This window comes from Shewanella sp. Pdp11 (assembly GCF_002838165.1).
GTDB classification, from domain to species: domain Bacteria; phylum Pseudomonadota; class Gammaproteobacteria; order Enterobacterales; family Shewanellaceae; genus Shewanella; species Shewanella hafniensis.
Map to the genome: position 1 here is coordinate 2,542,590 of NZ_CP015194.1, position 23,435 is coordinate 2,566,024.

The 23,435-nt window shown below is 45.1% G+C and carries 24 protein-coding genes; 11 read left to right on the top strand and 13 right to left on the bottom strand.

All coding sequences use genetic code 11. From position 1 onward, the window contains the following. Nucleotides 1–71: 71 nt before the first annotated feature. The 6 genes from AYJ58_RS11245 to AYJ58_RS11270 all read right to left on the bottom strand — a co-directional run bounded on the left by AYJ58_RS11245 (nucleotide 72) and on the right by AYJ58_RS11270 (nucleotide 4,179). Nucleotides 72–416, bottom strand: a complete 345-nt coding sequence (locus AYJ58_RS11245) for a ribbon-helix-helix domain-containing protein (RefSeq protein WP_106650191.1) — start codon at nucleotides 414–416, stop codon at nucleotides 72–74. Then, a complete protein-coding gene (locus AYJ58_RS11250) occupies nucleotides 403–1,071 on the bottom strand; it encodes an AAA family ATPase (RefSeq protein ID WP_106650192.1) in 669 nt (222 codons plus the stop codon). The genes AYJ58_RS11245 and AYJ58_RS11250 overlap by 14 nt, the downstream gene beginning before the upstream one ends. A gap of 76 nt (nucleotides 1,072–1,147) precedes the next feature. After that, nucleotides 1,148–1,450 (bottom strand): PilZ domain-containing protein, encoded by a 303-nt coding sequence (locus tag AYJ58_RS11255; protein WP_106650193.1) that lies wholly within the window; start codon nucleotides 1,448–1,450, stop codon nucleotides 1,148–1,150. A gap of 158 nt (nucleotides 1,451–1,608) precedes the next feature. Further along, entirely contained in the window at nucleotides 1,609–2,013 is a 405-nt protein-coding gene (locus tag AYJ58_RS11260; protein WP_106650194.1) for a phosphate-starvation-inducible protein PsiE, read from the bottom strand. Nucleotides 2,014–2,151: 138 nt separating this feature from the next. After that, nucleotides 2,152–3,324 carry an NnrS family protein gene (locus AYJ58_RS11265; protein ID WP_106650195.1) on the bottom strand — a complete coding sequence of 391 codons (1,173 nt, stop codon included), beginning with the start codon at nucleotides 3,322–3,324 and terminating at the stop codon, nucleotides 2,152–2,154. A 345-nt stretch (nucleotides 3,325–3,669) separates the two neighbouring features. Next, entirely contained in the window at nucleotides 3,670–4,179 is a 510-nt protein-coding gene (locus AYJ58_RS11270; RefSeq protein ID WP_006087434.1) for a DUF2062 domain-containing protein, read from the bottom strand. Nucleotides 4,180–4,211: 32 nt separating this feature from the next. Between AYJ58_RS11270 and AYJ58_RS11275 the strand changes: the two genes are divergently transcribed. The 5 genes from AYJ58_RS11275 to AYJ58_RS22195 all read left to right on the top strand — a co-directional run bounded on the left by AYJ58_RS11275 (nucleotide 4,212) and on the right by AYJ58_RS22195 (nucleotide 9,778). Beyond that, nucleotides 4,212–6,584, top strand: a complete 2,373-nt coding sequence (locus tag AYJ58_RS11275) for a DNA internalization-related competence protein ComEC/Rec2 (protein WP_106650196.1) — start codon at nucleotides 4,212–4,214, stop codon at nucleotides 6,582–6,584. A gap of 32 nt (nucleotides 6,585–6,616) precedes the next feature. Beyond that, entirely contained in the window at nucleotides 6,617–8,425 is a 1,809-nt protein-coding gene (gene msbA, locus AYJ58_RS11280) for a lipid A export permease/ATP-binding protein MsbA (RefSeq protein ID WP_106650197.1), read from the top strand. Continuing rightward, nucleotides 8,426–9,445 (top strand): tetraacyldisaccharide 4'-kinase, encoded by a 1,020-nt coding sequence (lpxK, locus tag AYJ58_RS11285; RefSeq protein ID WP_106650198.1) that lies wholly within the window; start codon nucleotides 8,426–8,428, stop codon nucleotides 9,443–9,445. It abuts the gene before it with no gap. After that, nucleotides 9,432–9,611 carry a Trm112 family protein gene (locus tag AYJ58_RS11290; protein ID WP_006081200.1) on the top strand — a complete coding sequence of 60 codons (180 nt, stop codon included), beginning with the start codon at nucleotides 9,432–9,434 and terminating at the stop codon, nucleotides 9,609–9,611. The genes lpxK and AYJ58_RS11290 overlap by 14 nt, the downstream gene beginning before the upstream one ends. 92 nt (nucleotides 9,612–9,703) lie before the next feature. After that, nucleotides 9,704–9,778, top strand: coding sequence for a pentapeptide repeat-containing protein (locus AYJ58_RS22195; protein ID WP_443019239.1), 75 nt, complete (start codon nucleotides 9,704–9,706; stop codon nucleotides 9,776–9,778). On the opposite strand, the gene AYJ58_RS11295 is transcribed toward AYJ58_RS22195, so the two are convergent. Further along, nucleotides 9,775–10,236, bottom strand: coding sequence for a hypothetical protein (locus AYJ58_RS11295; RefSeq protein ID WP_106650199.1), 462 nt, complete (start codon nucleotides 10,234–10,236; stop codon nucleotides 9,775–9,777). The genes AYJ58_RS22195 and AYJ58_RS11295 overlap by 4 nt on opposite strands. Nucleotides 10,237–10,366: 130 nt before the next feature. Between AYJ58_RS11295 and AYJ58_RS11300 the strand changes: the two genes are divergently transcribed. After that, nucleotides 10,367–11,056 carry an energy-coupling factor ABC transporter permease gene (locus AYJ58_RS11300; protein WP_106650200.1) on the top strand — a complete coding sequence of 230 codons (690 nt, stop codon included), beginning with the start codon at nucleotides 10,367–10,369 and terminating at the stop codon, nucleotides 11,054–11,056. Nucleotides 11,057–11,225: 169 nt separating this feature from the next. On the opposite strand, the gene AYJ58_RS11305 is transcribed toward AYJ58_RS11300, so the two are convergent. The 3 genes from AYJ58_RS11305 to AYJ58_RS11315 all read right to left on the bottom strand — a co-directional run bounded on the left by AYJ58_RS11305 (nucleotide 11,226) and on the right by AYJ58_RS11315 (nucleotide 15,877). Then, the gene (locus AYJ58_RS11305; RefSeq protein WP_012196875.1) at nucleotides 11,226–11,582 is read right to left on the bottom strand and encodes a glutathione S-transferase N-terminal domain-containing protein; all 357 of its coding nucleotides are present in this window, start codon (nucleotides 11,580–11,582) and stop codon (nucleotides 11,226–11,228) included. A gap of 352 nt (nucleotides 11,583–11,934) precedes the next feature. Further along, nucleotides 11,935–15,246: a DUF748 domain-containing protein gene (locus tag AYJ58_RS11310; protein WP_106650201.1), complete on the bottom strand. Its 3,312-nt coding sequence runs from the start codon at nucleotides 15,244–15,246 to the stop codon at nucleotides 11,935–11,937. 250 nt (nucleotides 15,247–15,496) lie between these two features. Further along, the gene (locus AYJ58_RS11315) at nucleotides 15,497–15,877 is read right to left on the bottom strand and encodes a VOC family protein (protein ID WP_106650202.1); all 381 of its coding nucleotides are present in this window, start codon (nucleotides 15,875–15,877) and stop codon (nucleotides 15,497–15,499) included. 467 nt (nucleotides 15,878–16,344) lie between these two features. On the opposite strand from AYJ58_RS11315, the gene AYJ58_RS11320 reads away from it, so the two are divergent. The 3 genes from AYJ58_RS11320 (at nucleotide 16,345) to AYJ58_RS11330 (ending at nucleotide 17,675) form a co-directional block, all read left to right on the top strand. After that, on the top strand, nucleotides 16,345–17,049 hold the full coding sequence (locus tag AYJ58_RS11320) for a DUF445 domain-containing protein (RefSeq protein WP_106650203.1): 705 nt from the start codon (nucleotides 16,345–16,347) through the stop codon (nucleotides 17,047–17,049). An 88-nt stretch (nucleotides 17,050–17,137) separates the two neighbouring features. Next, complete coding sequence (locus tag AYJ58_RS11325; protein ID WP_106650204.1) at nucleotides 17,138–17,488, top strand: VOC family protein; 351 nt, start codon at nucleotides 17,138–17,140, stop codon at nucleotides 17,486–17,488. Beyond that, the gene (locus AYJ58_RS11330; protein WP_106650205.1) at nucleotides 17,463–17,675 is read left to right on the top strand and encodes a DUF1289 domain-containing protein; all 213 of its coding nucleotides are present in this window, start codon (nucleotides 17,463–17,465) and stop codon (nucleotides 17,673–17,675) included. The genes AYJ58_RS11325 and AYJ58_RS11330 overlap by 26 nt, the downstream gene beginning before the upstream one ends. A 104-nt stretch (nucleotides 17,676–17,779) precedes the next feature. Here AYJ58_RS11330 and cdd read toward each other — a convergent pair whose 3' ends face one another. From cdd to AYJ58_RS11345, 3 genes are all read right to left on the bottom strand, one after another. Next, on the bottom strand, nucleotides 17,780–18,670 hold the full coding sequence (gene cdd, locus AYJ58_RS11335) for a cytidine deaminase (protein ID WP_106650206.1): 891 nt from the start codon (nucleotides 18,668–18,670) through the stop codon (nucleotides 17,780–17,782). Between the two features lie 212 nt (nucleotides 18,671–18,882). After that, nucleotides 18,883–20,295 carry an exodeoxyribonuclease I gene (sbcB, locus tag AYJ58_RS11340; RefSeq protein WP_106650207.1) on the bottom strand — a complete coding sequence of 471 codons (1,413 nt, stop codon included), beginning with the start codon at nucleotides 20,293–20,295 and terminating at the stop codon, nucleotides 18,883–18,885. A 183-nt stretch (nucleotides 20,296–20,478) separates the two neighbouring features. Continuing rightward, complete coding sequence (locus AYJ58_RS11345) at nucleotides 20,479–21,600, bottom strand: ISAs1-like element ISSod22 family transposase (RefSeq protein ID WP_106651807.1); 1,122 nt, start codon at nucleotides 21,598–21,600, stop codon at nucleotides 20,479–20,481. Nucleotides 21,601–21,726: 126 nt separating this feature from the next. Here AYJ58_RS11345 and AYJ58_RS11350 point away from each other — a divergent pair, with 126 nt between their 5' ends. Beyond that, entirely contained in the window at nucleotides 21,727–22,569 is an 843-nt protein-coding gene (locus AYJ58_RS11350) for a hypothetical protein (protein ID WP_106650208.1), read from the top strand. Between the two features lie 40 nt (nucleotides 22,570–22,609). Continuing rightward, the gene (rlmA, locus tag AYJ58_RS11355; RefSeq protein WP_106650209.1) at nucleotides 22,610–23,425 is read left to right on the top strand and encodes a 23S rRNA (guanine(745)-N(1))-methyltransferase; all 816 of its coding nucleotides are present in this window, start codon (nucleotides 22,610–22,612) and stop codon (nucleotides 23,423–23,425) included. The last annotated feature ends 10 nt before the right edge of the window (nucleotides 23,426–23,435 follow it).

Consider the following 23,435-nt stretch of genomic DNA (forward strand, 5'->3'; position numbering starts at 1 on the left):
GGAGACGTTTGCTCATAGAAAGACATTGAGCGTGACCGAATATTACCGTTTGGCTTTATCGGCTTAGAAGTTTAGGTTTCGTCGTGGCGTTTATTGGCAATTTGGTTCTGCTGCGCGGGTGTTAGTTGGCTAAACTCATGGATTAAAATACGCAGCAAGCGTGATTTTGCAATGCTGGTGGATTTCGATAAGTCATCGAGCTGGGCAATACTTTTTTCTGTCAGGGTAAAGGTGGCGTGGCGATACATCTTAGTCGACTTTTTATCTAAGCCCTTAACTGTCGCTTGAGTCTGAGCCGCGGCTAATAAACTCGCCTTACCTAAGGCGTAGTTATTGGCATCTTCAATGAAATCATCGACAGAAACCGGCTTGATGATTTGCTTAGGTTTCTTACGTTTAAGATCAGTTAAGCTCATAGCTATTTTCTGGTGGCATAGCAAATAATTCATCCGCTATAGCGCGGATCTCATCGGCGGCTTTTCCATCGGGTTCGATTTCGACCACAGAGGAGCCTTTTTCTTCACTGTCATCATAAATATTTCGACAAAAGGTGACGGAGTTCAATACTCTTAATCCAAAGGATTGCACCACATCTTTAGCCTCTAAAATACGCTTAAATTGTGTAGGAAGCGCAGGGCATTGGGTGAGCACTATCGTGGCGATCATTTTCGGGTTCACCATCTTACAAGTGCTGAGCATGTCTTCCATGTGGGGTAATGTTTTAAGATCGCGTCTTTTGGGTCTGAGGGGGATCACAACATAAGTGGCTACCGACATGGCTGCGCGCATGGCCAAGTTATCCTGACCACCACAGTCAACAATCACGTAATCAAAACGCTCATTGAGGCTGAGTAAATCATTGCGAATTTTGCCATAAAGCTGAATGCAGTTAATGCTGGGCAGACTGGGATCATTATTTCTCGCTTGGATCCAATCTGAAGTAGTGCGCTGGGGATCACAATCGACCATAAGGACGTTTGCTTGAAATTTTTGCTTGATATAAACGGCAAGATTTTGAGCGAGGCAACTTTTTCCGCTACCACCTTTTTCACCACCCACCAGCAAAATCATAGTGACGCCCCTTAATGACTTGTTCAATCCATTGAGTGTAGAACAGACCCATTAAACCTGCGAAAATTAAGTTAAATTAAAGCAGTTGCATGGCAATGTGGTAACTTTGGTCGTGGCATTTCGCGCAGCGGCAGACTTGTCCTTTGACGGTATTTTGCTGGGTGGAATCGGGATTAAAGGTCACTTCTATGAGTTCGCCCAGTGCAAAGGGACGTTTATAATCGAATAAAATACCGCGTCTGGCTAAGTCGATACACACGCCTTCATCGGTTTGCTTTATGCCTTGTGCATCAATCCAATGTAAGACGACACGCTCCGCTTCCATGTCCACTCGCAGTGATGTGCGTTTTTCTTCAAAACCAGTAGTATGGTCACCCATAACTCAATTGCCCCGTAAATTATTGATCTCAGTAAAACTAGCATAATTGCTTTTTGGCAGAATACCAATGTGAAAGCTAGGTCTTTGATAATAGTTTTAAAAGGAGGACAGCAGGTGCTATTGAATTCGTCTTCAATAGCACCAACTCAGGTGCTTGATTAATTGTCGTATTCTTGGTTTTTCGGATAGGGCATTTTTAATTGACCCCAACGAATGACGATCACAGTTGCCGCTAAAATTAACGTCGACAGTGATATCGCGGCAATACGCCAATCTTCCATACTCTTCATATCTAAAATGAGGTAACGAGCTAAGGCCACAATTGCGATATACAGTGGCATACGCACGGGTAACTTACCTGATTCATAGTAGTTCGCGACCATGGCTAAGACTTCTAGGAAAATAAATAACAGGAGTAAATCCGCTAGTGCAACCATACGGACAGAGACAATATGCACAATTTCTTGGCCTATCGCGACGATAGTGGCAATGGCAATAATAAACAGAACTAAGTGTTCTACAGCTTTGAGGCTCTTAGAACCATATTGGTGATAAAATGGCATGGGCATTCCCTACTTGATGTTTTTTTAAATAGTAACAGTAAAAATCAGCTTGTAGGGAAAAGCGCAGTTATGCTGTGTGACTTAATTCACAGATATGTTCAATCTACATTTAAGTGCCAAATTCAGTATTAACATGTCCTAACCAGGTCGACCATCAATTCTGGCTTGGCACAACATAGGCCCATAGCAGATACAGAAACAGCCGAAGGCGATGACCCAAGATGTTATGGCGGCCAGCAGTAATGATGCCGACCATAGCGGGATTATCCCTGCTAATACTCGAAACACTGCCGCAAGCAGGATTAAGCCAAAGGCATACTTCATTATGCTTGGCGGTTGCAGTGTTCGGCCCGTATGGCCTAACGAAACCCGCGCCATCATAGCTAAAATCATCCCAGCTAACCCACCAACCGTTATCGCGTGCATACCAACGGATAAGGGGAAACCCAAGCTAATCAGTGCTAAACCAATTGGGATACACACATAGCTAAGATGCAGCGACCAGAGCAAAGGTACGCGCCAGCAGGCATGCCAACCCCAGCGATGCCAGCGCAGCAGTAAAACGATACTCGCAATCCCTGCCATACTACGGAGCAATATTTGCTCTTGTAGGATCAAGCTAATGACTAATCCAAAGAGACTGATAAAGCTCAGCCATTCGAGCACTGGAATCGCAGTTTGACGCTGCCATTGGGTTGCGCGCTCGGTGAAAAAAGGGATCACTCGGCCACCTAAGAGTGCAACTATGATGCTGATTAACGCAACCGCACCATATAAGCCGATGTTTATCCATTCAAATTGATTTGTTAAAACGCCGTAGTAACTCAGTGCATTCATTAGGGTGAGCAAGGTGAGAATGGGGATGAATACAAAATTGCGCCATTGACGAACGCGGATCACGGCTTGGGCAAGTATTAACGCCGTTAGCGGCAAAAATAGTAAGTCGATAAACATGATGAGCGTAAAGGGAATCGCTAGCGGCATGAGTAATAATAGCCGTGGCAATAACCACACACTGAACAACCCTAACAACCAAGTTCCTTTAATTCCAGCTTGGCCAGTCCAGTTTTGCACTGCCGTTAGTAAAAAGCCCGCGACCACGGCGCAGACAAATCCAAAAATCATTTCGTGACCGTGCCACCAAAGAGGATTAACAGATTGCGGCAACAGATTGATCCCTGAAAGAAAACCTCCCCAGATCCCTAATGCCAATACGCTGAATAAACTCGCAAACAGGAAAAAAGGCCGAAAGCCTAATCTAAATAAGGCGATTTGTGGTTGTAAATGTGCGGGCTCATCAATATTCAACATAATTGGCTCTTGAGTATCTGACTAAATCTGTCTGATATCTTAAGCTGCAATTAAAATGAATGTATATATCCCAATATGAGTATTCCTCGTGCGGCGTCTGTTTAAGACGCAATCTTAGTCTGCACAGATGGCGCTCAACATGAGAAGCGACAATCTCTAGCGTGAAAGGAGTGAGCGCGTGACAGACGTTAAAACGACAGGATATAAACCAAATGGAAGAAGAGCGATTTGGGGGCACATTAGGCCATGAAGAATAAGCTAAGATATTGATCCGCTTATACTGTTGCTTAGATAAATTAGCTTTTGGCTAAAACTGCATCAGCATAAGCGGTGGGAAAGGCGAGGTTATTTATTCTTACGTTTTTGCCACTTAAACATAATCGAATATTTCCACAGATTATTAATCAATAAATAACCCACTGCGGAAAAAATTACCCCGAGCACGAGGCAACCCAGTAAAAACGCCGGACCTATGGTGGCAAGCGAAGCTTCAATCCACTGCCAACTGGCTTCAAAGGCAAAATCTTGCGGCGCATGGCCGAGTATCTTAGCGCCGAGTAAATACGCGCCGTAAAACATCACTGGCATAGTTAAGGGATTGGTTATCCAGACTAATGCAACTGAAACGGGAATATTAACGTTAAATAGAATGGCAAAAGCCGCAGCCACTACCATCTGAAATGGCATAGGGATCCAGGCGACAAATAATCCCACTGCGAATGCGCCAGGAGCGGATTTGCGATTTAGCGCCCACAAATTGGGATTATGTAATAAGCGTCCAAACATGCGTAAGTGTTTATGCTCACGCAAGGTTTCAGGCTTAGGCATAAATCTTTTGATTAATTTTTTTGGCATAGGCTGAAATTGCTGTCTTAACTTAATTCACTATGAATCGATTCATGTTTGGCTTTAGTGCCATCTTGTTATCAGCGATGTTGTGGCCTTCGCTGCCGCCAGTCAGTTACATACCCTACCTTGTTGTTGGGGCGCTAATTTTATACCGAAAAATCCCTGTTTGTGCAGGTGGACTCTTTGCAATGGCATGGCTAACTGGTTTTTGCTTAGGATTATCTAGGCAGGATCTTCCAGTGTTACAACAACCTATAGAGGTTAGGGGCGAAATCATATCACTAGTTAGTCGAAACAGCGACTGGCTAAGTTTGGATATATCGGTCATTAAACCAAATTTAATCTTAGGGCCAAATGCAAAATTGCGACTCACGTGGAAAGATCCGCCAGAAGTCGATGTCGGTCAGGTTTGGCAGTTTACCTTGATGCCTAAGCGTATTGCTAGCGTGTTAAATCAAGGTGGCTACAATGAGCAGAAACAATTAATCAGCCAACATGTTGTCGGTAAAGGGCGAGTGATTGAGGCACATTTACTGGAGGTTTCACCTTCACTGCGTAACGAGCTGATAAGCGCATTGACGCCTAAATTAGCCTCTTTGCCGCAAGGTGATATTTTACTCGCCTTGCTTATGGGTGATAAGCAGTTGATCACAAAAGCACGTTGGCAAGCACTACGGCAGACGGGTACGGGTCATTTAGTGGCGATCTCCGGCTTGCATCTCTCAGTCGTCGCAGCATGGATTTACACATGCTTTTTGTTTGGATTGAGTCACTTAGTGCCACATCAAAGTCGACGTAATATCACCCTTGCTTTAGTCGCTGCGGGCATAGGCGCCGCATTTTATGCCTATCTTGCTGGCTTTGGTATTTCGACTCAGCGGGCATTGGTGATGATTCTGCTGTTAATGCTATTGAGTTTATTAAAGCGATTTTCTACCGCGTGGGAACGCTTGTTATTCGCCCTGTTCATTGTATTGCTACTGGATCCGCTCGCTTGTTTAAGTGCGGGATTTTGGCTGTCGTTTTGTGCCTTAGGCATCATCTTATACACCTTAGAAATCCAACCAAGGGCATTTACCCCCGCGTCGAGTCGAGGGGCACGTTTACGCACAGGGATGATGCAGTTTTGGGCAATCCAATGGCGCTTGAGTCTCGGGCTTGGATTACTGCAAGCGGCACTCTTTGGCGGCGTGAGTGTACACAGTCTGTGGATGAACATCTTAGCAGTTCCTTGGTTTAGCTTTGTAGTGATCCCCTTAGCAATGGCGGGATTTGTCTGCTGGTGGCTTGGAACTACGTTTGGGTTCTCTTGGTTGGGACTGCTTCGCCTCAGTGATTGGAGTTTATCGCCCTATGCGCAGTTACTCGATATCAGTCAGCACTTACCCGCCCATTGGTTAGCACTCTCTGACAGCCTATTAGCCTTAGGAGTCTGCACGTTCGTTGGTGGTGTGTTATGGCGCTATGTGCCTAAGCATAAAAACAATATTGCTTGGCTAAGCCTATTGAGTTTGTTGTTTATGCCCGTATTACTTTTTTGTATGACGCTGTGGTCTCCCGTGCAAACCCATCGATGGGCTATGCATTTACTCGATGTGGGCCAAGGTTTAGCCGTGGTGATTGAAAAAAATGGCAGGGGAGTCATCTATGACACGGGCGCCGCCTTTGGTGATGATTTCAGTTATGCGGAGCGAGTGATATTACCTTTCCTAAAAGCCAAAGGTATTCAAGAGATTGACTATATTGTTATCAGCCATAGCGATAACGATCATGCAGGCGGCGCGCCTGTCTTGATTGAGGCTTATCCTAAGGCTTGGGTGATCACAGATGTGGCAGGCTTTAGCGGCCAAGATTGCCGCCCAAGGCAAATTCAATGGCAAGGGTTGAGCTTTAACTTACTCTCACCGCCTCAAGTGCTGGCGGGAAATAATGGCTCCTGTGTGGTGCGCATCGATGATGGCTTGCAAAGTCTGCTGCTCACCGGGGACATTGAAAAACAAACCGAAGCGGCACTATTAAGTCGTGAATTAAGTGTAAGCCGTGAGCTGAGTGTGAGCGGTGATCTAAGCGTGAACGGTGATCTAAGTGACCTAAACGAGTTACAAAGCGACGTGCTGGTAGCGCCGCACCATGGCAGCAAAACCTCGTCGACAGAGGCCTTTATCGATGCCGTAGCCCCTAAGTTAGTGCTTTTCCCTGCGGGTTTTGCTAATCGTTATGGTTTTCCTAAATCCACTGTGGTTGAACGGTATCAGCGACGAGAAATAAGGAGTCTGACCACAGGGACAGAAGGGCAGATTAGTGTGATTTTTCAGCAGCCTGAGTTAGAGGTAAAGACCTATCGTGGTGATTTAGCGCCATTTTGGTACAACTCTCTGTTTAGATTTGGTGACTTGATTAATCCAGAGTAGAATGGCTACTTTGCCATAATTTAGTGTTATCAATGACAACATCTCCTAAAGACGAAATGTGGACAGTTTTCAAACGATTACTGGGCTATATAAAACAGATGAAAGGCATGTTTATGCTTTCAGTTGCGGGATTAATTATTTATGGTCTCGTCGATGCCGCCTTTATCGCTTTCATCGGTCCCTTTATTGATAAGGGTTTTTCCGGCGGCGCACCTGCTGCGGTCACCAATGGCATAGCTTTGCCAACCAGTGAAGGTTTCCACGCGAACAACGATGTGCTGATGATGGCGCCGCTTGTGGTTATCGTCATGTTTACACTGCGCGGTTTTGCCAACTTTGTCTCGACCTACGGCATTTCATATATGAGTGCACGTTTGATCATGGACATGCGTCAGCAAGTGTTTGAGCATTATCTTAGCCTGCCAGTCAGTTACATGGACAAGGAAAATACCGGTAACTTGATTTCAAAAGTCACCTTCGATACTGAGCAAATTGCCAGAGCATCGGGTAGCGCTTTGATTTCTATCGTCCGCGACAGTGTAACTGTATTGGGTATGCTGGCACTGATGTTCTATAACTCTTGGAAGTTATCCCTGTGTATCTTAGTGATCGGGCCGATTATGGGCATGGTCATTACTGTGGTCAGTCGTCGTTTCCGTAAGGTTTCTAAGCAAATTCAAACCGCTATGGGTGGTGTAAGTGCTACGACTGAGCAAATGATTAAGGGCCATAAAAACGTATTGGCTTTTGGTGGACAAGAAACCGAAGCTACCCGTTTTGCTAAAGTGAACGATCAAAACCGCCATCAAAATATGAAGTTAGCAGTGGCGCAGGCCATTAGTCAGCCGTTGATCATGATTATCGGCTCATTCGCCTTAGCGTTTGTACTTTATGCGGCAAGCTTAGACAGCATGAAAGCCGATCTTACCGCCGGCACCTTCGCGACAATTCTTGGCGCTATGATGGCCATGTTGCAACCCATCAAAAACTTAACCCGAGTGAACGCCGAATTCCAACGCGGTATTGCAGCTTGTACCACAGTGTTTGAATTATTGGATACGCTGCCTGAGTCTGACACAGGCACTTATACCGTCGAGCGCGCTAAGGGTCATCTACGTTTCGATAAGGTCTGTTTTAGCTATGACAGCCAAGATCGTCGAGCGCTGGAAGATGTCGATTTTGAAGTTAAACCGGGTCAAACCCTAGCGCTAGTCGGTCGTTCTGGCTCTGGTAAGTCGACTATTGCCAGTCTAGTAACCCGTTTTTATACGGGGCTCGAATCCGGCGACATTTTGCTCGATGATGTCAGCATCTACGATTACTCGCTAAAATCGCTGCGAAATCAAGTGGCTTTGGTATCGCAGCAGGTGACTTTATTCAACGATACGATTGCTAACAACATCGCCTACGCCTATCCCGGTGAAGCGACGCGTGAGCAGATTATCGAAGCGGCGACCTTGGCCTATGCGATGGAGTTTATTGATCAGCTGCCCCAAGGCCTTGATACCCAAGTGGGTGAAAATGGCGTGTTATTGTCCGGTGGTCAAAGACAGCGGATTGCGATTGCGCGCGCTATGTTGCGTGATGCGCCTGTGTTGATCCTCGATGAAGCGACCTCGGCATTAGATACTGAGTCGGAAAAAGCGATTCAAAAAGGCTTAGATAACCTCAGACAAAACCGCACCTCAGTAGTGATCGCCCACAGGTTGTCGACTATCGAGAGTGCCGATCAAATTCTAGTGGTGGATCAGGGACGTATCGTCGAGCGCGGGACGCACCAGTCGCTATTGGAATTAGATGGCATGTACGCCAAATTGTACCAAATGCAATTTGGTAGTTAGATGCAGGCCTTAGTGAATAAAATCTGGTATCAGGGCCATCCACTGCGATGGCTCTTGTTGCCTTTATCGGGCGTATTCGCGGTGATCACTTATGTGCGCCGCGCCTTGTTTCGCCTCGGATTCAAACCACAAACGGCAATGCCAGTGCCTGTCATCGTTGTTGGTAATATTACCGTCGGCGGCAGCGGTAAGACGCCAACCGTGATTTATCTGATTGAGCTACTGCGCCAGCATGGGTTTCACCCCGGTGTGATCAGTCGTGGTTATGGCGTTGATATTCAAGGCGTTAAAACGGTTAACTTAGGCGCGAGCGCGGTAGAGGTCGGTGATGAACCTGCCATGATAGTGGCGCGCACTCAAGTGCCCATGGTGGTTGGCGCCAAACGCGTCGATGCGGCTAATGCGCTTATTGCCGAGTTTGGTGTGGATGTCATCATCTGCGACGATGGGCTGCAGCATTATGCGCTGGGGCGTGATATTGAGCTGGTGGTGATTGATGGTCAACGCGGTTTAGGCAATGGCCTGCTGTTGCCGGCAGGTCCGCTGCGTGAAGGCGCGTGGCGTCTCGATGCCGTGGATTTTATCGTCTGTAATGGCGGACCTGCAGCAAAAGGTCAGTTCGAAATGCAACTGGCCCCAACTGAAGTGAAGCCCGTTAAATGCGATGCAAACTGCAGTAATTACAGTTTCGATAAATCTCAGCCGCTGGTTGCGATGGCGGGTATTGGTAACCCTGCGCGTTTCTTTGAATCGCTGCGCGCCCAAGGTTATCAATTGGCGCTATGCCAGGGGTTTGATGACCATCAGGCCTATGATAAAACCCAATTACGTGATTTAGCCCAAGACTTGCCGTTGTTGATGACAGAAAAAGATGCGGTTAAATGTCGCGATTTTGCACAAGAGAACTGGTGGTATTTGGCGGTCAATGCCAAGCTATCCCCACAATTTGATGAGCAGCTGCTCGCACGTCTTCGCGAGGTGGCTGCAGCTAAACAAGGAAACTTCCATGGCATTCGATAAAAAATTGTTAGATATAGTGGCTTGCCCTGTGTGTAAGGGAAAACTTGAGTACGATAAAACAACGCAGCAGTTGATTTGTAAGGCGGATAAGCTGGCCTATCCGATCACTGAAGGTATTCCCGTGTTATTGGAAAATCGTGCCGTGCCACTGACTGAATCAGTCTAGTATGATGTGAATGCGCGTATTGCCTAATACGCGCATACTTACCTTTTTAATCTTTTCTTATTATTGTTTTCGCTATTTTTAGCCGATTAACAGTGCTTTTCCAATCTTGCGACTTTCGAAGCTCAGATCTTAGCCATGCAAATTTGAGTGATTCAAACCTTCTCTAATAGTTCACAAATTTTTGCTTATCGGCATTAGTCGCGCCTTCTTGGCATTCTCCGCGAATTTCGCCTCGACCGGGCTCGATAATTCGGCTTAATTCGATATAGCCTTCGCGGCAATAACCTGTCATTTCAAGGGTTTTTGTTAATCCTAATTCTACCTGTCGTCCCCAAACCTCTAATGAGTCCTGTAGATTTTGCATTGCGCGGCGTTGTTCACGGGGATCTTGCATGCTACGTACGCGGGCATCGTGCGGCAAGGGACGGTCTGCATCACCCCTGTTAGATTGTTCATCGACCAGCCGCGCTGTGTAGCTGAAGAGTTTAAGGCCATCGGCTTTAATGTCTGTGGTTAACTTATCCCGTAATTTCCCAGCAAGTTCACTAGGATCTATGGGGGCACTGCTACAGGCGATGAGCGAGAAACAACTTAAGATTGCAAGGCTGAGGTATCGAAGCGGCATAATCAAATTTAACTCTTAGGTTATTAACTGACAGCAGAATACCTTAATATGGCCCTAAAGTTCATGGATTTATGGCATCTTCATGGGCTGAGTGACTGTTTTGGCACAATGGATGAGGGATGGGCGAGTAATGTGGGCGTTTTGGTCGAATAAATGGGCGCAAATCGAGTGGGATATGAGCCTGACTCAAGGCATATGCCTTATGCTATTGGCGTTATGGATCTATGCGATATGGCCAAAAGAAGAGTTAGCGCAGATCCGGCGGGATAAAAATCTGCAGTTACGCTTGTTACTGACGCTGGTGGGTGTTAATGCGCTGTGGTCGTTAAATGCCAGTATTCAAACTGGGTTGCATCTGCATTTTCTGGGGATAGTGACCTGTATGCTGATGTTCGGTTGGCGTCTTGCGACCATGGCATTACTGTTGCCGAGTGCTTTTTTTAGTCTTTTTGTGTTGAAACAACCCGCTGATTTTGGGGCTTTTAGTCTGTTTGCTATGGCTGTGCCGCTGTTCCTGTGTTTTGTTTTATACAGTCGCAGTTACCATGTATTTCCTAAACACATTTTTGTGTTTATCTTTGTCGGTGGTTTTATCAATGCGGGCCTTTCAACTGTGTTTCATCAATTGAGTTGGGCGATGTGGTTGTGGTCTGCAGCGGATTACGATTGGAATGTGTTAGTGGATGACTACTTGATGCTAATCCCTTTGCTGGCGTTCCCCGAGGCATTGCTTAATGGTATGGCGGTAACGTTATTGGTGGTGTATCAACCCCAGTGGTTATTTGATTATTCTGACCGTGAATATTTGTGGCGTAAGTAGATGTGATTAAACAACGCAATAAAAGAACTGCGCCCGAAACCTCGATATTTCAACGGAAAACCCATTGTAAAGTTCATTGGGAAGTCCATTGAAAAGTCGATTAAACAGTTCATGAAAAAGGTACTGGGCGCACTTATTTGGATATTTACACCGACCGCCACGCCGCGATTTAGGCGAAGCGTTGATCTAAGTAGTTAATGATTTCTTTTGATTCATATAACCACTGTACTTGGCCGTTTTCTTCTATCCGTAGACAAGGCACTTGTTGTTTGCCGCCTTGAGCGATGAGTTCATCTTTATGCGGCGCTTTTTTAGCGTCGTGGGTCACTATATTGAGTCCCTGACGGCGCATTGCACGGCGGACTTTTACGCAAAATGGGCAAGCTGGATATTGATACAAGGCTAATGCTTGAGTTTGAGTATCAATCTGTTGTTGCTCTGCCAGTGGACGTTGGCGCTTTTTAGGGCTAAATACGAAGTTTAAAAACAGAATGATCCTGCCTAAAATCCAGCGAATGATAAACATGTCAGTGACCTCAATGATAATGTGTGTTGAAAAGTGATTCGTGTGTCGCCGCAAGGGGGCGACGAAACTGAGATTTAGCGATTTGAGCGTGCGATCCCAGTAGCATAAAGGCCGCAGAGTGTAACCTATGGCGCAAAGCGCGGCCAACATTTTAGTGTGGATTAACAGGTAGAAGATTCTTTGGTTACAAGGACAGCGTTTTCGCTTAGCGGCAACAATTTGATATAGGTTTAGCGATATATTTAGGCATGCTCTTTAGCATAGGAAAGAAGCCCGCTAAAGCTGAACTTTAGCGGGCTTCTTTTAGCGCAAACATAGCAACTGCTTGCGTTATTGCGGGGCTATTTCGTCTCTATTGCGCATCTATGGTGAGGCTCACTTGGGCCACATTCTGGGTTAAACTCACTCGGCTTTCGAGCAAGAAGATCCGCTCTGGTGCAATCTCTTTCACGTCCACAAGGTAAGCTTTAACAGCTTTGGCCCTTTCTTGGGCCAAATTACCCAACATGCCATCGTTAACATTCTGCGCTTTTACTGACAGATTATATAAAGCGATATGCCAGCGGGTGGTGATTTCGTCATCGGAAAGCGGCGCGTCTTTAGCCTCTGCGATCACTGTGTCTTTTATTTGGACCGGATCGGCTTTAACTTCCTGCTCATAGAGCTTCACTAGCGCATCGGCAAGTGGCCCTTGGGTCGGGAATTGGCTTGGACTTAAATCATCAGGTAACGCACTGAACTCGATATTGGCTAACTTAGCCAATTTTCGCTTCATGATACGCTCAGCAATCGCTTGGCTGTCATTGATAGCATCGACTTCCCCTTCAACGCTGAGCTTTATCATAGGTCTGTCGAGTAAGGCGCTGGCGAGTTTATCTAAACTTTTCTGCTCATCTTTACTTAGGCTGAATTGACCAGCGGCAAAGCTGACCTTATCTAAGCTTTCGTCTGAACCTATCAGCCCAGCTAGGAAAGTGAAGGGCGCAGTAACGGCTTTAGTGATCACATTGGTGATCGCCGTCATTATGATGCTGCCGACACTAAAGCTGGGTGAGTCTAAATCGCCTGAGACTTCCATGCCTAAATCAATCACGCCGTTACGGTCCTGCAGCAAGGCGATGGCGAGCGTGATGGGTAAGCTAGTGGCAAGGTCGCTGTTGCTAGGTTTACCAAGTTTCAATTGGTCAATAACGAGATGGTTATTACCCTTAAGCTTGTTCTGATCGAGTTTGTAGTTCAACGATAACGATAGCTGCCCTTTATCTATGTAGTAACCCGCATAGGTGCCTGAGTAAGGATTGACTGAGGTGAGCTCAACACTCTTGAAGACTAAATCGAGATCTAAATATGGCATGTCTAACAAAGGGTTAATATCGCCTTTTAGGGTCACAGGCGCGTACTTGTCTATCTTACCTTTGATATCGACCGAGGCCTTAGTGCCTGGCGTTGACGACAGGTGAGTTATATTGCCTTCAAGCAGCTCAATTCCCGAAGCAAAATTCGGGGTCAGTGAGTTATCGGCAAAGTAAGCCGAGCCTTGGCTAAAGCTAATTTTTTGAATATCTAGACTCAGCTCAGGCGTTGCTGACTTGCTCGCCATTTGTGGCTCGGTTGCGGTTTGCTTAGCAGGGGGCGCGCTGTTCGTTGTCGTACTATTCGTTACTGAAGCTGCAATAGGCGCCTCGACGATAAGATCGCTAATATTAGTGCTTCTATCTTTAGCGATCACCACTTTGGCGTAGGGTTGATTAAAGGCTAAGTGATCGATTTTGATTTGATTTTTCTGTTGGTCAAAATCGAGCTGATTGATATTCATCTTTTGCCATTTGACCAGCGGGGCATTACGCAATTTATCATGAATGGCTAAGTCATCGAGCTCAACACTGCCGCCGTAAATGGCTTTGCCCTTGGCATCAGTCGTGAGCTTGCCTGCAGAGCTTAATAAACCACTCTTAAGCTGGATATTCACGTAGGGCGCGAGATACGGTTGGAATTGGATTAACGCGAGCTTATCGAGTTGAATATCGGCATCTATCGCTTCGCCTGACACATCGACCTGGCCTTGAGAGCTTAAAGTACCTTTGTCATTAATGCTGAGTTGTAGCGCATAATCAATCGGCTCGGCCAAGGTGCTCGTGATGGTTTTTGTTGAAAAATTAAGTGGATACACACGCCATTGCAGCGGTGTTGCCGTTAACTTTTGCTCCGATAGATTAAGATCGTAGTTTTCAATATTGAGCGCATCGAGTTGCACGAACCAAGTGTCTGTTGACGCCGTTACTGGTGTTTGCTTGATTGGCTGTTGAGGCTTTTCTTCCACTTGCGTGACTTGTGCACTCTCAACAGCTTTAGTCTCTACTGACTTAGCATCTATCGGCTCAGCATCTATGGAATTAGTAACTATGGAATTAGTAACTATGGAATTAGTAACTATGGAATTAGCAACTGGCGGCGCTGCACTTGTAGACACACTGGCGGATTTAGGCATGAACAAGCTGGCGAGATCGAGCCCGTCTTGATTCAAAACGGCGTTTACAGTGAGGCCATCACTGTGAAGCTTATTGATATGCACTTGCTGCTGCTTTAGATCCATCGAAATACCGTCGAGGGCAAAGATTGGCAGCTTAACCACTGAGCGTTCTTGGTCGTTAAAATTCAGTTTTTCAACAATAAACTGGCCATTGTTACTGGTGATTTGTAGCTCGCCATTCTCGGCAAGATCCACTTGATACTGAGTCTTGGCACTGATCTCGCCATCGGTAAGTGCTGGCTTAAATTGATCGTCGATAAATTTCCACAGGGGTGTCAGTTTCAGCTTAGCGATGTGAACGTCTCCTGCGATTTTTAATGGGAACAGTTGAAATTGCCCCTGCAAATTGATTTCACCGGCATGATCATCACTCAGTTGTATCGCATAGTGATTGTGCTGAATTGGCATAACTTGGGAGCTAGAGCCAGTGTTAGAAGCCGATTGAGCGTTTGGTGTTGGGTTGGCTTCAGTCTTTTTCGCGGTTATGGCTGGTGCTACTGAGGCCAACGATGCCGACATCAAATACTCAGTATCGAGCTGACTGAGTTTTAAATTGATATTGGGATAATTAACTTGAGCGTGGGTAATTTGGTCATCGAAGTTAAATTGCCCTGCATTCAATACAAATTGACTGAGCAGGACACGAACGGGGGCGCTGGCTTCTGTGGGGGGGGGTTCTGTGCTCGCGGATGAATGCTTGTTCAAGGTCTGCAGAATATCGTCGAAGTTGAATCCAGCTTTGCCTTTTTTCTCCACACGGATGATATGTGCGTAGGGCGCTTGTATGTGTATGTTTTCGATCACGGCGGCGCGATTAAAAACAGATTGCCAAAAGTTCACTTCGAATTGGACTTGCGCTAAGCCTGCAAACGGTTTTTCGTCTTTTTCTTTAATGGCCAGTTGGTCAATTTCGACGTTGAAATTAAAGGGATTGATGCGGATATCCCCTAAGGTAACGGGACGGCCAAGTAAAGCAGAGAGTTTTTCTGGGGCCAGCGTGGTTATCGCATAGGGCAGGATTAAGCCTAATGTGCAGACATAGCTAAGGTAGACGGCGGTGAGGTAAACAAGCACACGCAGGTACCTTGGGAGAGCAAAAAAAGTGTGTTTGAATTGCGATAGCTGGGTCAGCATTAATATCAAGGCTCCAATGCATAAGACAGGGGAAAACTGCCATAAGTGCGAACATTCTAGCGATTAACGCTAATGTTTCCAGATATTATTTATATTTTATCAATGAAATCTTGGCATTACCCGACTACAACTTATTTTGAACTCAGTCGTTTCTGACTGACAACCTATCTCTACATTGATAACTACAACTGTATCAGTTTGTGGCGCATTCCTTGAGTTGTCACTCATTATATTCAAGTCAGATTTTACATCAGCGTTTCAAATAACTAATGGCTGCAATAATGGCGCCCTGTGGGTCTTTTATCCAACAAAAACGCCCCACCTCAGGAATATCTTCAGGGCCAAACAGAATGTCACCGCCGAGTTTTTTGGCACTGATAGCCACTTGATCCACATCGCTAACGGTAATATAGCCAGTCCAATGTGAGGGAAGAGTGGGGATTAAACTGTCGGTAATTCCGCCAATGCTAACGCCCTGATTTTCAATAATATGATAATGGCCGTGGGGCATTTTGACGGTTTTAAAGTGCCAGCCAAAAATCTCAGCATAGAAGCACATGGCCTCTTCGGTGTTATTGGTTGTGAGTTCATGCCAACTTAACGCACCTGCAGTATTAAAAGCCGATTCCATAAGCGCATCCTTAATTTATTGTGGTTAACTTTTTATTTGAGTCGTTGTTCAGTGACTGTGTTTAAGGCCCGTATTTAAGACATGTGTTTAAGCCCTGAATTCTGAGTTTGTATTTGGGAAGCCTATTTCGGGTTTCTGACCCAAATTGAGTGTAGTTGAGGCTGGTTGATAATTCACAGGCGGTAAATTAAAATTTCTGTTTTTTGAGCTTGTATAACATTAAATTAACTTAATGTTATACAAGGGGATTCACTTATTTTGGATAGGCCAATCGGCTGTTAGTGGTTCAATAACATTGTGGCTTTGGTGATGTGCTGGATGCAGCTTGTCGCGCCAAGACTTAGCACAGAAAACAGATTTGAAAACGAGTTCGTTTACTGTGGTTTGAGTGTTAGACCTGACTCCCGTTAACTTGTTAATATAGGCCAGTTTTGCATCTTATCGATGCCACCTTAGGGGATACGAGATTGAATAAGAGTTTAGTAACAAATTTATTGGCGGCTGCTTTGGTGGTTGCGGGCTACCTGATGCAGTCGGCAATTGTCTTGAATGTCGGATTGTTTGCCTTATCGGGTGCGATTACCAACTGGGTTGCAGTTTATATGTTGTTTGAGAAAGTCCCCGGACTCTATGGCTCAGGAGTCGTGCCTTCTCGTTTCGAAGAGTTTAAGGCGGGCATTGCTCATTTGATGATGAAGCAGTTTTTTACCACAGAAAATATCGACCGATTCCTGTCTGAAAAAGAAGGGCTGAGCAAAATAGACTTGGCGCCTGTGATTGAAAAGATTGATTTAGCGCCTTCTTTTGATGCATTAATTAGCACAGTCGCGCAATCTTCCTTTGGTGGTATGTTATCTATGTTCGGCGGCACAGATGCGTTATTACCGCTAAAAGAACCGTTTATTGTGAAGATGAAAACTTCTCTAGTCGAAATGGCGCAAAGCGATGCCTTCCACGAGTTGCTGAAACAAGAAATCGAACAGCCAAATGTGATGGCCGATCTGCAAACTAAAATTGCCAACATAGTAGAACAAAGGTTAAACGAGCTCACACCGCAAATGGTGAAACAAATCGTTCAAGACATGATCCAAACGCATTTAGGTTGGTTAGTGATTTGGGGCGGCGTGTTTGGCGGTCTGATTGGACTTGTCGCAGCCTTAATCCAAGGTTAACCTGAGTTAAAGCCGCGGATGGAATGGGAGCTTTGGCTCCCATTTTTACTTACGTATTTTATGTCCTGATTAAATAGCAAGGAAGTCTATGAACCGCCACCACAGCATCAATTATTTAGAAATTCCGAGTCGCGATATTGCGAGTTCTAAGGCCTTTTTTAGCCAAGTGTTTGGCTGGACTTATGTCGATTATGGCCCAGAATACAGTTGTTTTATGGATGTCGGGATCACAGGTGGCTTCTATCAAGCCGAGGTGGATTTTACCCTCGCAAAAGGTTGCCCGCTGATTGTGATCTACAGCCAGAACTTAGAATTGACTCTTGCTGCTGTTGTGGCCGCTGGCGGCGCAATTACGGCAGACATCTTTAGTTTTCCCGGTGGTCGCCGATTCCACTTCACTGAACCCTGTGGCAATGAATATGCCGTCTGGTCTGAATGATCCTAATGCCAATCCTTGTATCCGCAATTGTTGTTTAGATCAGCAAGATATTTGCTTAGGTTGTTTTAGGCATCTTGATGAGATTTTAGCGTGGCGCACTATGTCAGATATGGAGCGACAAGCTTGTTTTGTCAGAATGGCACAGCGCAAAGCTGAGTCTCAGGCCAGAAGAAACGGCCTAAAATAGATAACTTAAATTTGACGCATTAATCGAGTGTTCCAACGGCGAAATACGCATTAACGTATTTCGCCGTTGGCATTTTGAAGCACTCATGGCATTTGAAGCAGGCGTTAGACGGGATCGATAACTATGTGTTCAAGTTCGATAGCGGCAACTGTGTGGAGTGCATCCATAGTCGCGCCGACTAAACTGATTTTTCCTTGAGATGATTCAATTAACACCGCGCGGCTGATATCGCTAAACTCGCGATTATGGCGAACGAGATTCGACAAGGCCATCTGCATCGGCAACATAGAAGGATTGAATGCCGCGTTCTCTGCATAGCGACCACAATAGGTTGCGCCATCACGCGTTTCTAAAACCACGGCAGCAAAACTCTGAGTGTAAGGCGCGTAACTTAAACCAGCATGATCTAAACCTTCGATGATCATAGGGTCGGCACTATCCAGTGCAAATTCAGTTTGTTGCTTAGCCATTAAAGGCGAAGTGACATTTAAGTCTTTTGGACCAAAGGCATAGGGTAAATAATACGCCAGTGGATGGCTTTCCTGTGCGGGGAGATGAATGCTGATCTTACTTCCTTCAACCAGTTCATTCATAAATTGACGGCAATGGCCGCAAGGGCTGGCATTGACTATGATATCAACAATTTGGCTTTCACCGCTGAGCCATGCATGGCTGATAGCGCTTTGCTCTGCATGGACAGAATGAAACAACGCTTCACCGGGTAATTCTAAGTTGGCACCCATGTAGATATCGCCACTTTTGCCTTTGGCAATCGCACCGACATAAAACTCACTGATAGGCGGTTTGGCCAGTGCAGCGGCTATCGGCAGCAGTGCCAGTAACACTTCTGCTTCGGTCATCTTGCTGGCACTCGTGAGTGTGGCAAGTTGCTGCGCATCAATGTGTCCCGCAAAATTCTGGTGTAACATCGGAATGAGAGCATCGGCTAACGGCGTTGGCAGTTGGGTTATGCTACGAATGAATCTATCTTGCATTTCCCGATTCCTTATTTGTTAAGTTCATGGAAGAACATTCTAGTAATTTTGTTACAACATAAATGCGAGTTAGCTCGCGTTTATACGCTGTAAATGTTTGGGTGAACGATAGTAAATAATTTAAGTTATGTACCTAATAGAGTGAGTCTATTCACGAATATATACAAGCTTAAGGCTATTAAATAAAAGACTTAAGCTTGAATTTACCCAACTTAAAGTTCACGTAAATAATGACAAAGGGCTGCAAGTAACTTCTGCTTAGTCTCATCGGCTTGCGTATCTTGCAGCAGGTTTTCTAATTTAAGTACGTAGTCTTGATCGGCTAAGCGACTTTGACAGAATTCACGCCAGCGTTGAGATTCTTCGTAATCGAGTAGTTCAGGGTAATTACGGGCGCGGTAACGAAACAGCATTTCAGGAATACGTGGATCATCAAACTGCAAGTCTAATGCCGCCAAATTTTGCGGTAGAGTATGACGGATGATTTCCATTTTCGCTTTATCTGCTTGGCTAAAGAATCCACCTGAATACAGCATCAAATCGGGATCTGTGGTTACTCTGCTATCATCGTGCTCAAATAATAGCGCCAGTTTTTCGCGTAATTCTGGGTGACGTTTTAGACGCTTATATTGCTCTCTGGCAAATTCTTTATCTATGCCTAAACGAGTGGCATGTTCATCGCTAAGGATTTTAGCCGAAGTGATAAAAGGGCACTTATTTAAATGAATTTGTTTTACCGCAATCGGCAATTCATCTTCGGCAAGATCGGCTCTTGGCGTATACATACGCGTCTTAATTTGCTCAATATCTAGCTCAAAGAGTGGCGTTAAATCCATGGCTAAATTAACGCAAATAACCGCATTTTTATTGGTTGGATGGTGCGCCACAGGGGAAATTAACGTCGTACAACCATTGCGCGCACTAATTTTAGAGCTCACGTGTACTAACGGCTGCATATTGAGCACATCGATTTGATCGCTCACCGCTTGCTTACGGCGCAGGTCAAAATAGTACTGATATAACTTAGGCTGTTTCTCGCGAATGAGTTTTGCCATGGCTATGGTTGCATACACATCAGACATGGCATCATGGGCTTTCTCATGGCTTAAACCATTGGCTTGGGTCAAATGTTCTAGCTTAAAACTAGGAGAGCCATCTTCCTTGGTTGGCCAGTTAATGCCTTCGGGTCTAAATGCGTAACAAGCGCGTACTAAATCAATGATATCCCAACGAGAGTTACCATTTTGCCATTCACGGGCATAGGGATCGATAAAGTTCCGATAAAAGCCATAACGGGTTACTTCATCGTCAAAACGCAATGAGTTATAGCCCGCAACACAAGTATTTGGCTGGCTAAACAGCGCTTGAATACGCCCCATAAACTCAGTTTCAGGGATGCCTTTTAAATTGGCTAACTGCGGAGTGATCCCTGTGATCAATATCGCTTCCGGAGACGGCAAATAATCAGTGGCTTGTTTACAATAAAATGTCTCAGGCTCGCCGATGATATTGAGATCTAAATCCGTGCGAATACCCGCAAATTGCGAGGGCCTGTCTTTCGCTGGGTTGGCCCCAAAGGTTTCGTAGTCGTGCCAAAATATGCTTGGCTGGGAATGGTTAGACATAATTAAATTCAAATGACAGTTTGTCGAATAATAACATCTTAACACCGAAACTCCCCGAATGAACATTTACATCATTAAGGTAATTAAGTCATTATCTTGAGAATATAAAGACTTAATTGGTGATCTTCATTCAGATTCAAAGGTACAATCGCGGCTGAACAGGCAGGGCAACCGCATGAGTGTTTAAAATTCGTCCAGCTGCAACCCTGCTAATAGAACCGATTCTAAATATTCAGGTTTCATCCAAGCTCTTTTCTGTTTCGCTGGAATGCTTCCTTTAGAAGGTTCAGCCCTAAGCATATTCAGTGATATTTGCCTAAGCATGGCCCAATTTTCTGCCCCATGATGTTGGTAAATCTGGCAACTATCTTCTTTCATTGAGACATCTAGCACCCAGTGTAAGCTGTTCTCAATCCCCCAATGGCCACGAACTGAATTGGCTAACTGCTGCTCATCGAGTGTGGCTGAACTGATATAGTAACGGTAGGTCAGTTCTGCCTCTTTCCCTTTCGTATACCGATAACTCAAACACATACCTAATGTGTTCAATTTCATCCACTTAGGAAAATAATCTTGGAGCTGGTTTGCAGGTATTACATAGTAGGCTCTTGCCTCGATACGGCCTCTATTTTTTTCAATAACGAGTCCATCAAGAGGATTACTGCGCGCTTCACTGAAAGCACTGACCACGGCCTCATGCAAGGAACTTTGATTTGCCTTTACAGCAAGTAAGTAGTCACCTCCTTGCTCGACTATCTGTCTTGCAATCTCTGTCTGGCAACCCATGGCGTCGATTGATACAAGTGCTCCTTCTATATCTAACAACTGCAGCAGCGCTGGGATTGCGGTTATCTCATTGGATTTATTTGCCGTTTTTACTTGCCCCAGCACCACTTTATTGGCACAGGCAAACGCATTGACCATATGAATGGTTGAGCGCCGATCTTCACGATTGTATGAGGCACGAAGCGTTTTACCATCGATAGCAATAAGATGACCATCACTCATCTCATGGACGGCTCGCATCCAATTGGCGAAGCACAGTCGGAACTGTTCCGGCTCGATACGAGAGATAATACGTGCAATGGTATCATCGACTGGGACACCTTCGGTCAGAATTCCCTTTTCTTTAAACCAGTTATGATGTCCGGCAGCATAGTAATGGATTTCTGACCAGCCTTCGGCACCAGCAATCACACCACACAGAGTAACGAACAATACATCATGCAATGGGTAAGTCACTTTGGCAGATTGTCGGCTGTCAGCAATCGAGTTGAAATGAGACGTGAAGGCTTCAAGGTACATGCTCTGATGTTCTCTATAAGAAAAAGAGAGCATAAGATCATAATCGATACCGTTCGTCAAATTGGGTTCAAAACGGTTAAAATACATTCACGATCTCACCCTGGCTGAACAGGGGAATAATGTCTTATGTATCATCAATTTTTAAATGAGCCTATGGTGCTTGATGCCGAAAAGGCGTCGATACTCACGTTGCGGTTACCCGACGATATTAGTGATTTTATTGTGTTACAGGCGTTCAGTGCGCCTTTACTAGAGGTTATCGTTATTGCTGAAGCTGGAACCCCACAAAATATTGCGATTCGTTTTCAACCGTTTATGGGTCTTAAAGTTGAATCGTTACCGCAAAGTGCACAGGCCTTTAATACACCGATCACTCGAAGTCTTGGGCAAGGTTTTCGGCTCTATACGCGAATGGGCACTGCTGCAAAATTTTGCGCGGCAGAATTGAGACGGGGCGTATCTTTTACCTTAGACATGACTAATGGTTTAGATGAAGATAATTCAGTCGTAAATAATTGCTTAACGTTTGCTTTACAAGCGGATTCAAAGTTTGAGTTAGTACCTTTAGAAGCCGATTTACGTGTTTTGCATGAACCTAAAGCGCTAATGGTCGCTAAAGCTCTGTTAGCAAGGCAATACGATTATGCCGCATCATCTGAATCCCTCGCCATTTACATGACCGAAATTGAGCAAGTTAGGTTAGAATTACAAGCTTTTTTACGTGGGGAACTTGGTCAATGTCAGGCTAGCCTTGCCGATGAGGTATTAAGGCTCGATCCCTTGTTACTTCAGAAACAGCAGTGGTTATTTAGAACCTATACCCATATGTTTGAGCGTCCCAATTATAGTCGCGCCGCTAATGATGCTGATAACACAGACAAGTTATTAAGAAAATTAGAGTGTTATGAGTTACTTGCGCCACCTGAACTGATCCAGATGGTTGACCGATTAATGGAAGACGAAACGTAAACCTTTCTTGCCCAAATTTAGTTAAAGATAAGAGTCCACTATGCACTATTTATGTCCCCTGTGTTCCGCGCCGCTGACGTTAACGGACCGCACTTGGGGTTGTCCACAGCAACATAAGTTTGACATGGCTAAAGAGGGTTATGTCAACTTATTGCCCGTACAGAAGAAAAACTCAAAAGATCCTGGTGATAACAAGCAGATGATGTTTGCTCGGCGTGAATTTTTAAACGAAGGGTATTATCAAGGCTTGAGTGATAAAGTGAATGAACTCGCGATCGAGTTTAGTGCTGATGCAAAACAGATCCTTGATATAGGCTGTGGGGAAGGGTACTACAGCCAGCGTTTATTCAATGTGTTGAGTCAGCACCATGATTGTGATTTACAAGGCATAGATATTTCTAAGTCAGCAATTAAATATGCGGCTAAACGCTACCCCAATTTAGCATTTTGTGTGGCAAGTGCCTATGAGATGCCCATCGCCTCTCAAAGTGTCGATCTTGCCATTCGCATTTATGCACCTTCCAAAGTTGAAGAGTTACAACGCATTATGGCCGATGGTGGTATCTTGATAACAGTTTCTCCCGGACCTTCGCATCACTTCGCTTTGAAGCAACAAATTTATGCAGAACCTAGATTGCATCCTGTATCTGCTGCGTATATTGCTGGTTTTGAGTGCCTGCATCAGGAACGCTTAATTTCTCAGCTTGAACTGACAAAAAGTGATCACATTGCTCATTTTTTAGAAATGACGCCTTACGCTTGGAAGTTTACCGATGCGCAAAAGCAAGCATTTGCTCTGCAAGGACTAAGCTGTGAATTGGATTTCCAAATTGAAGTGCATCGCATTTCAAGATAAGTGAATAGAT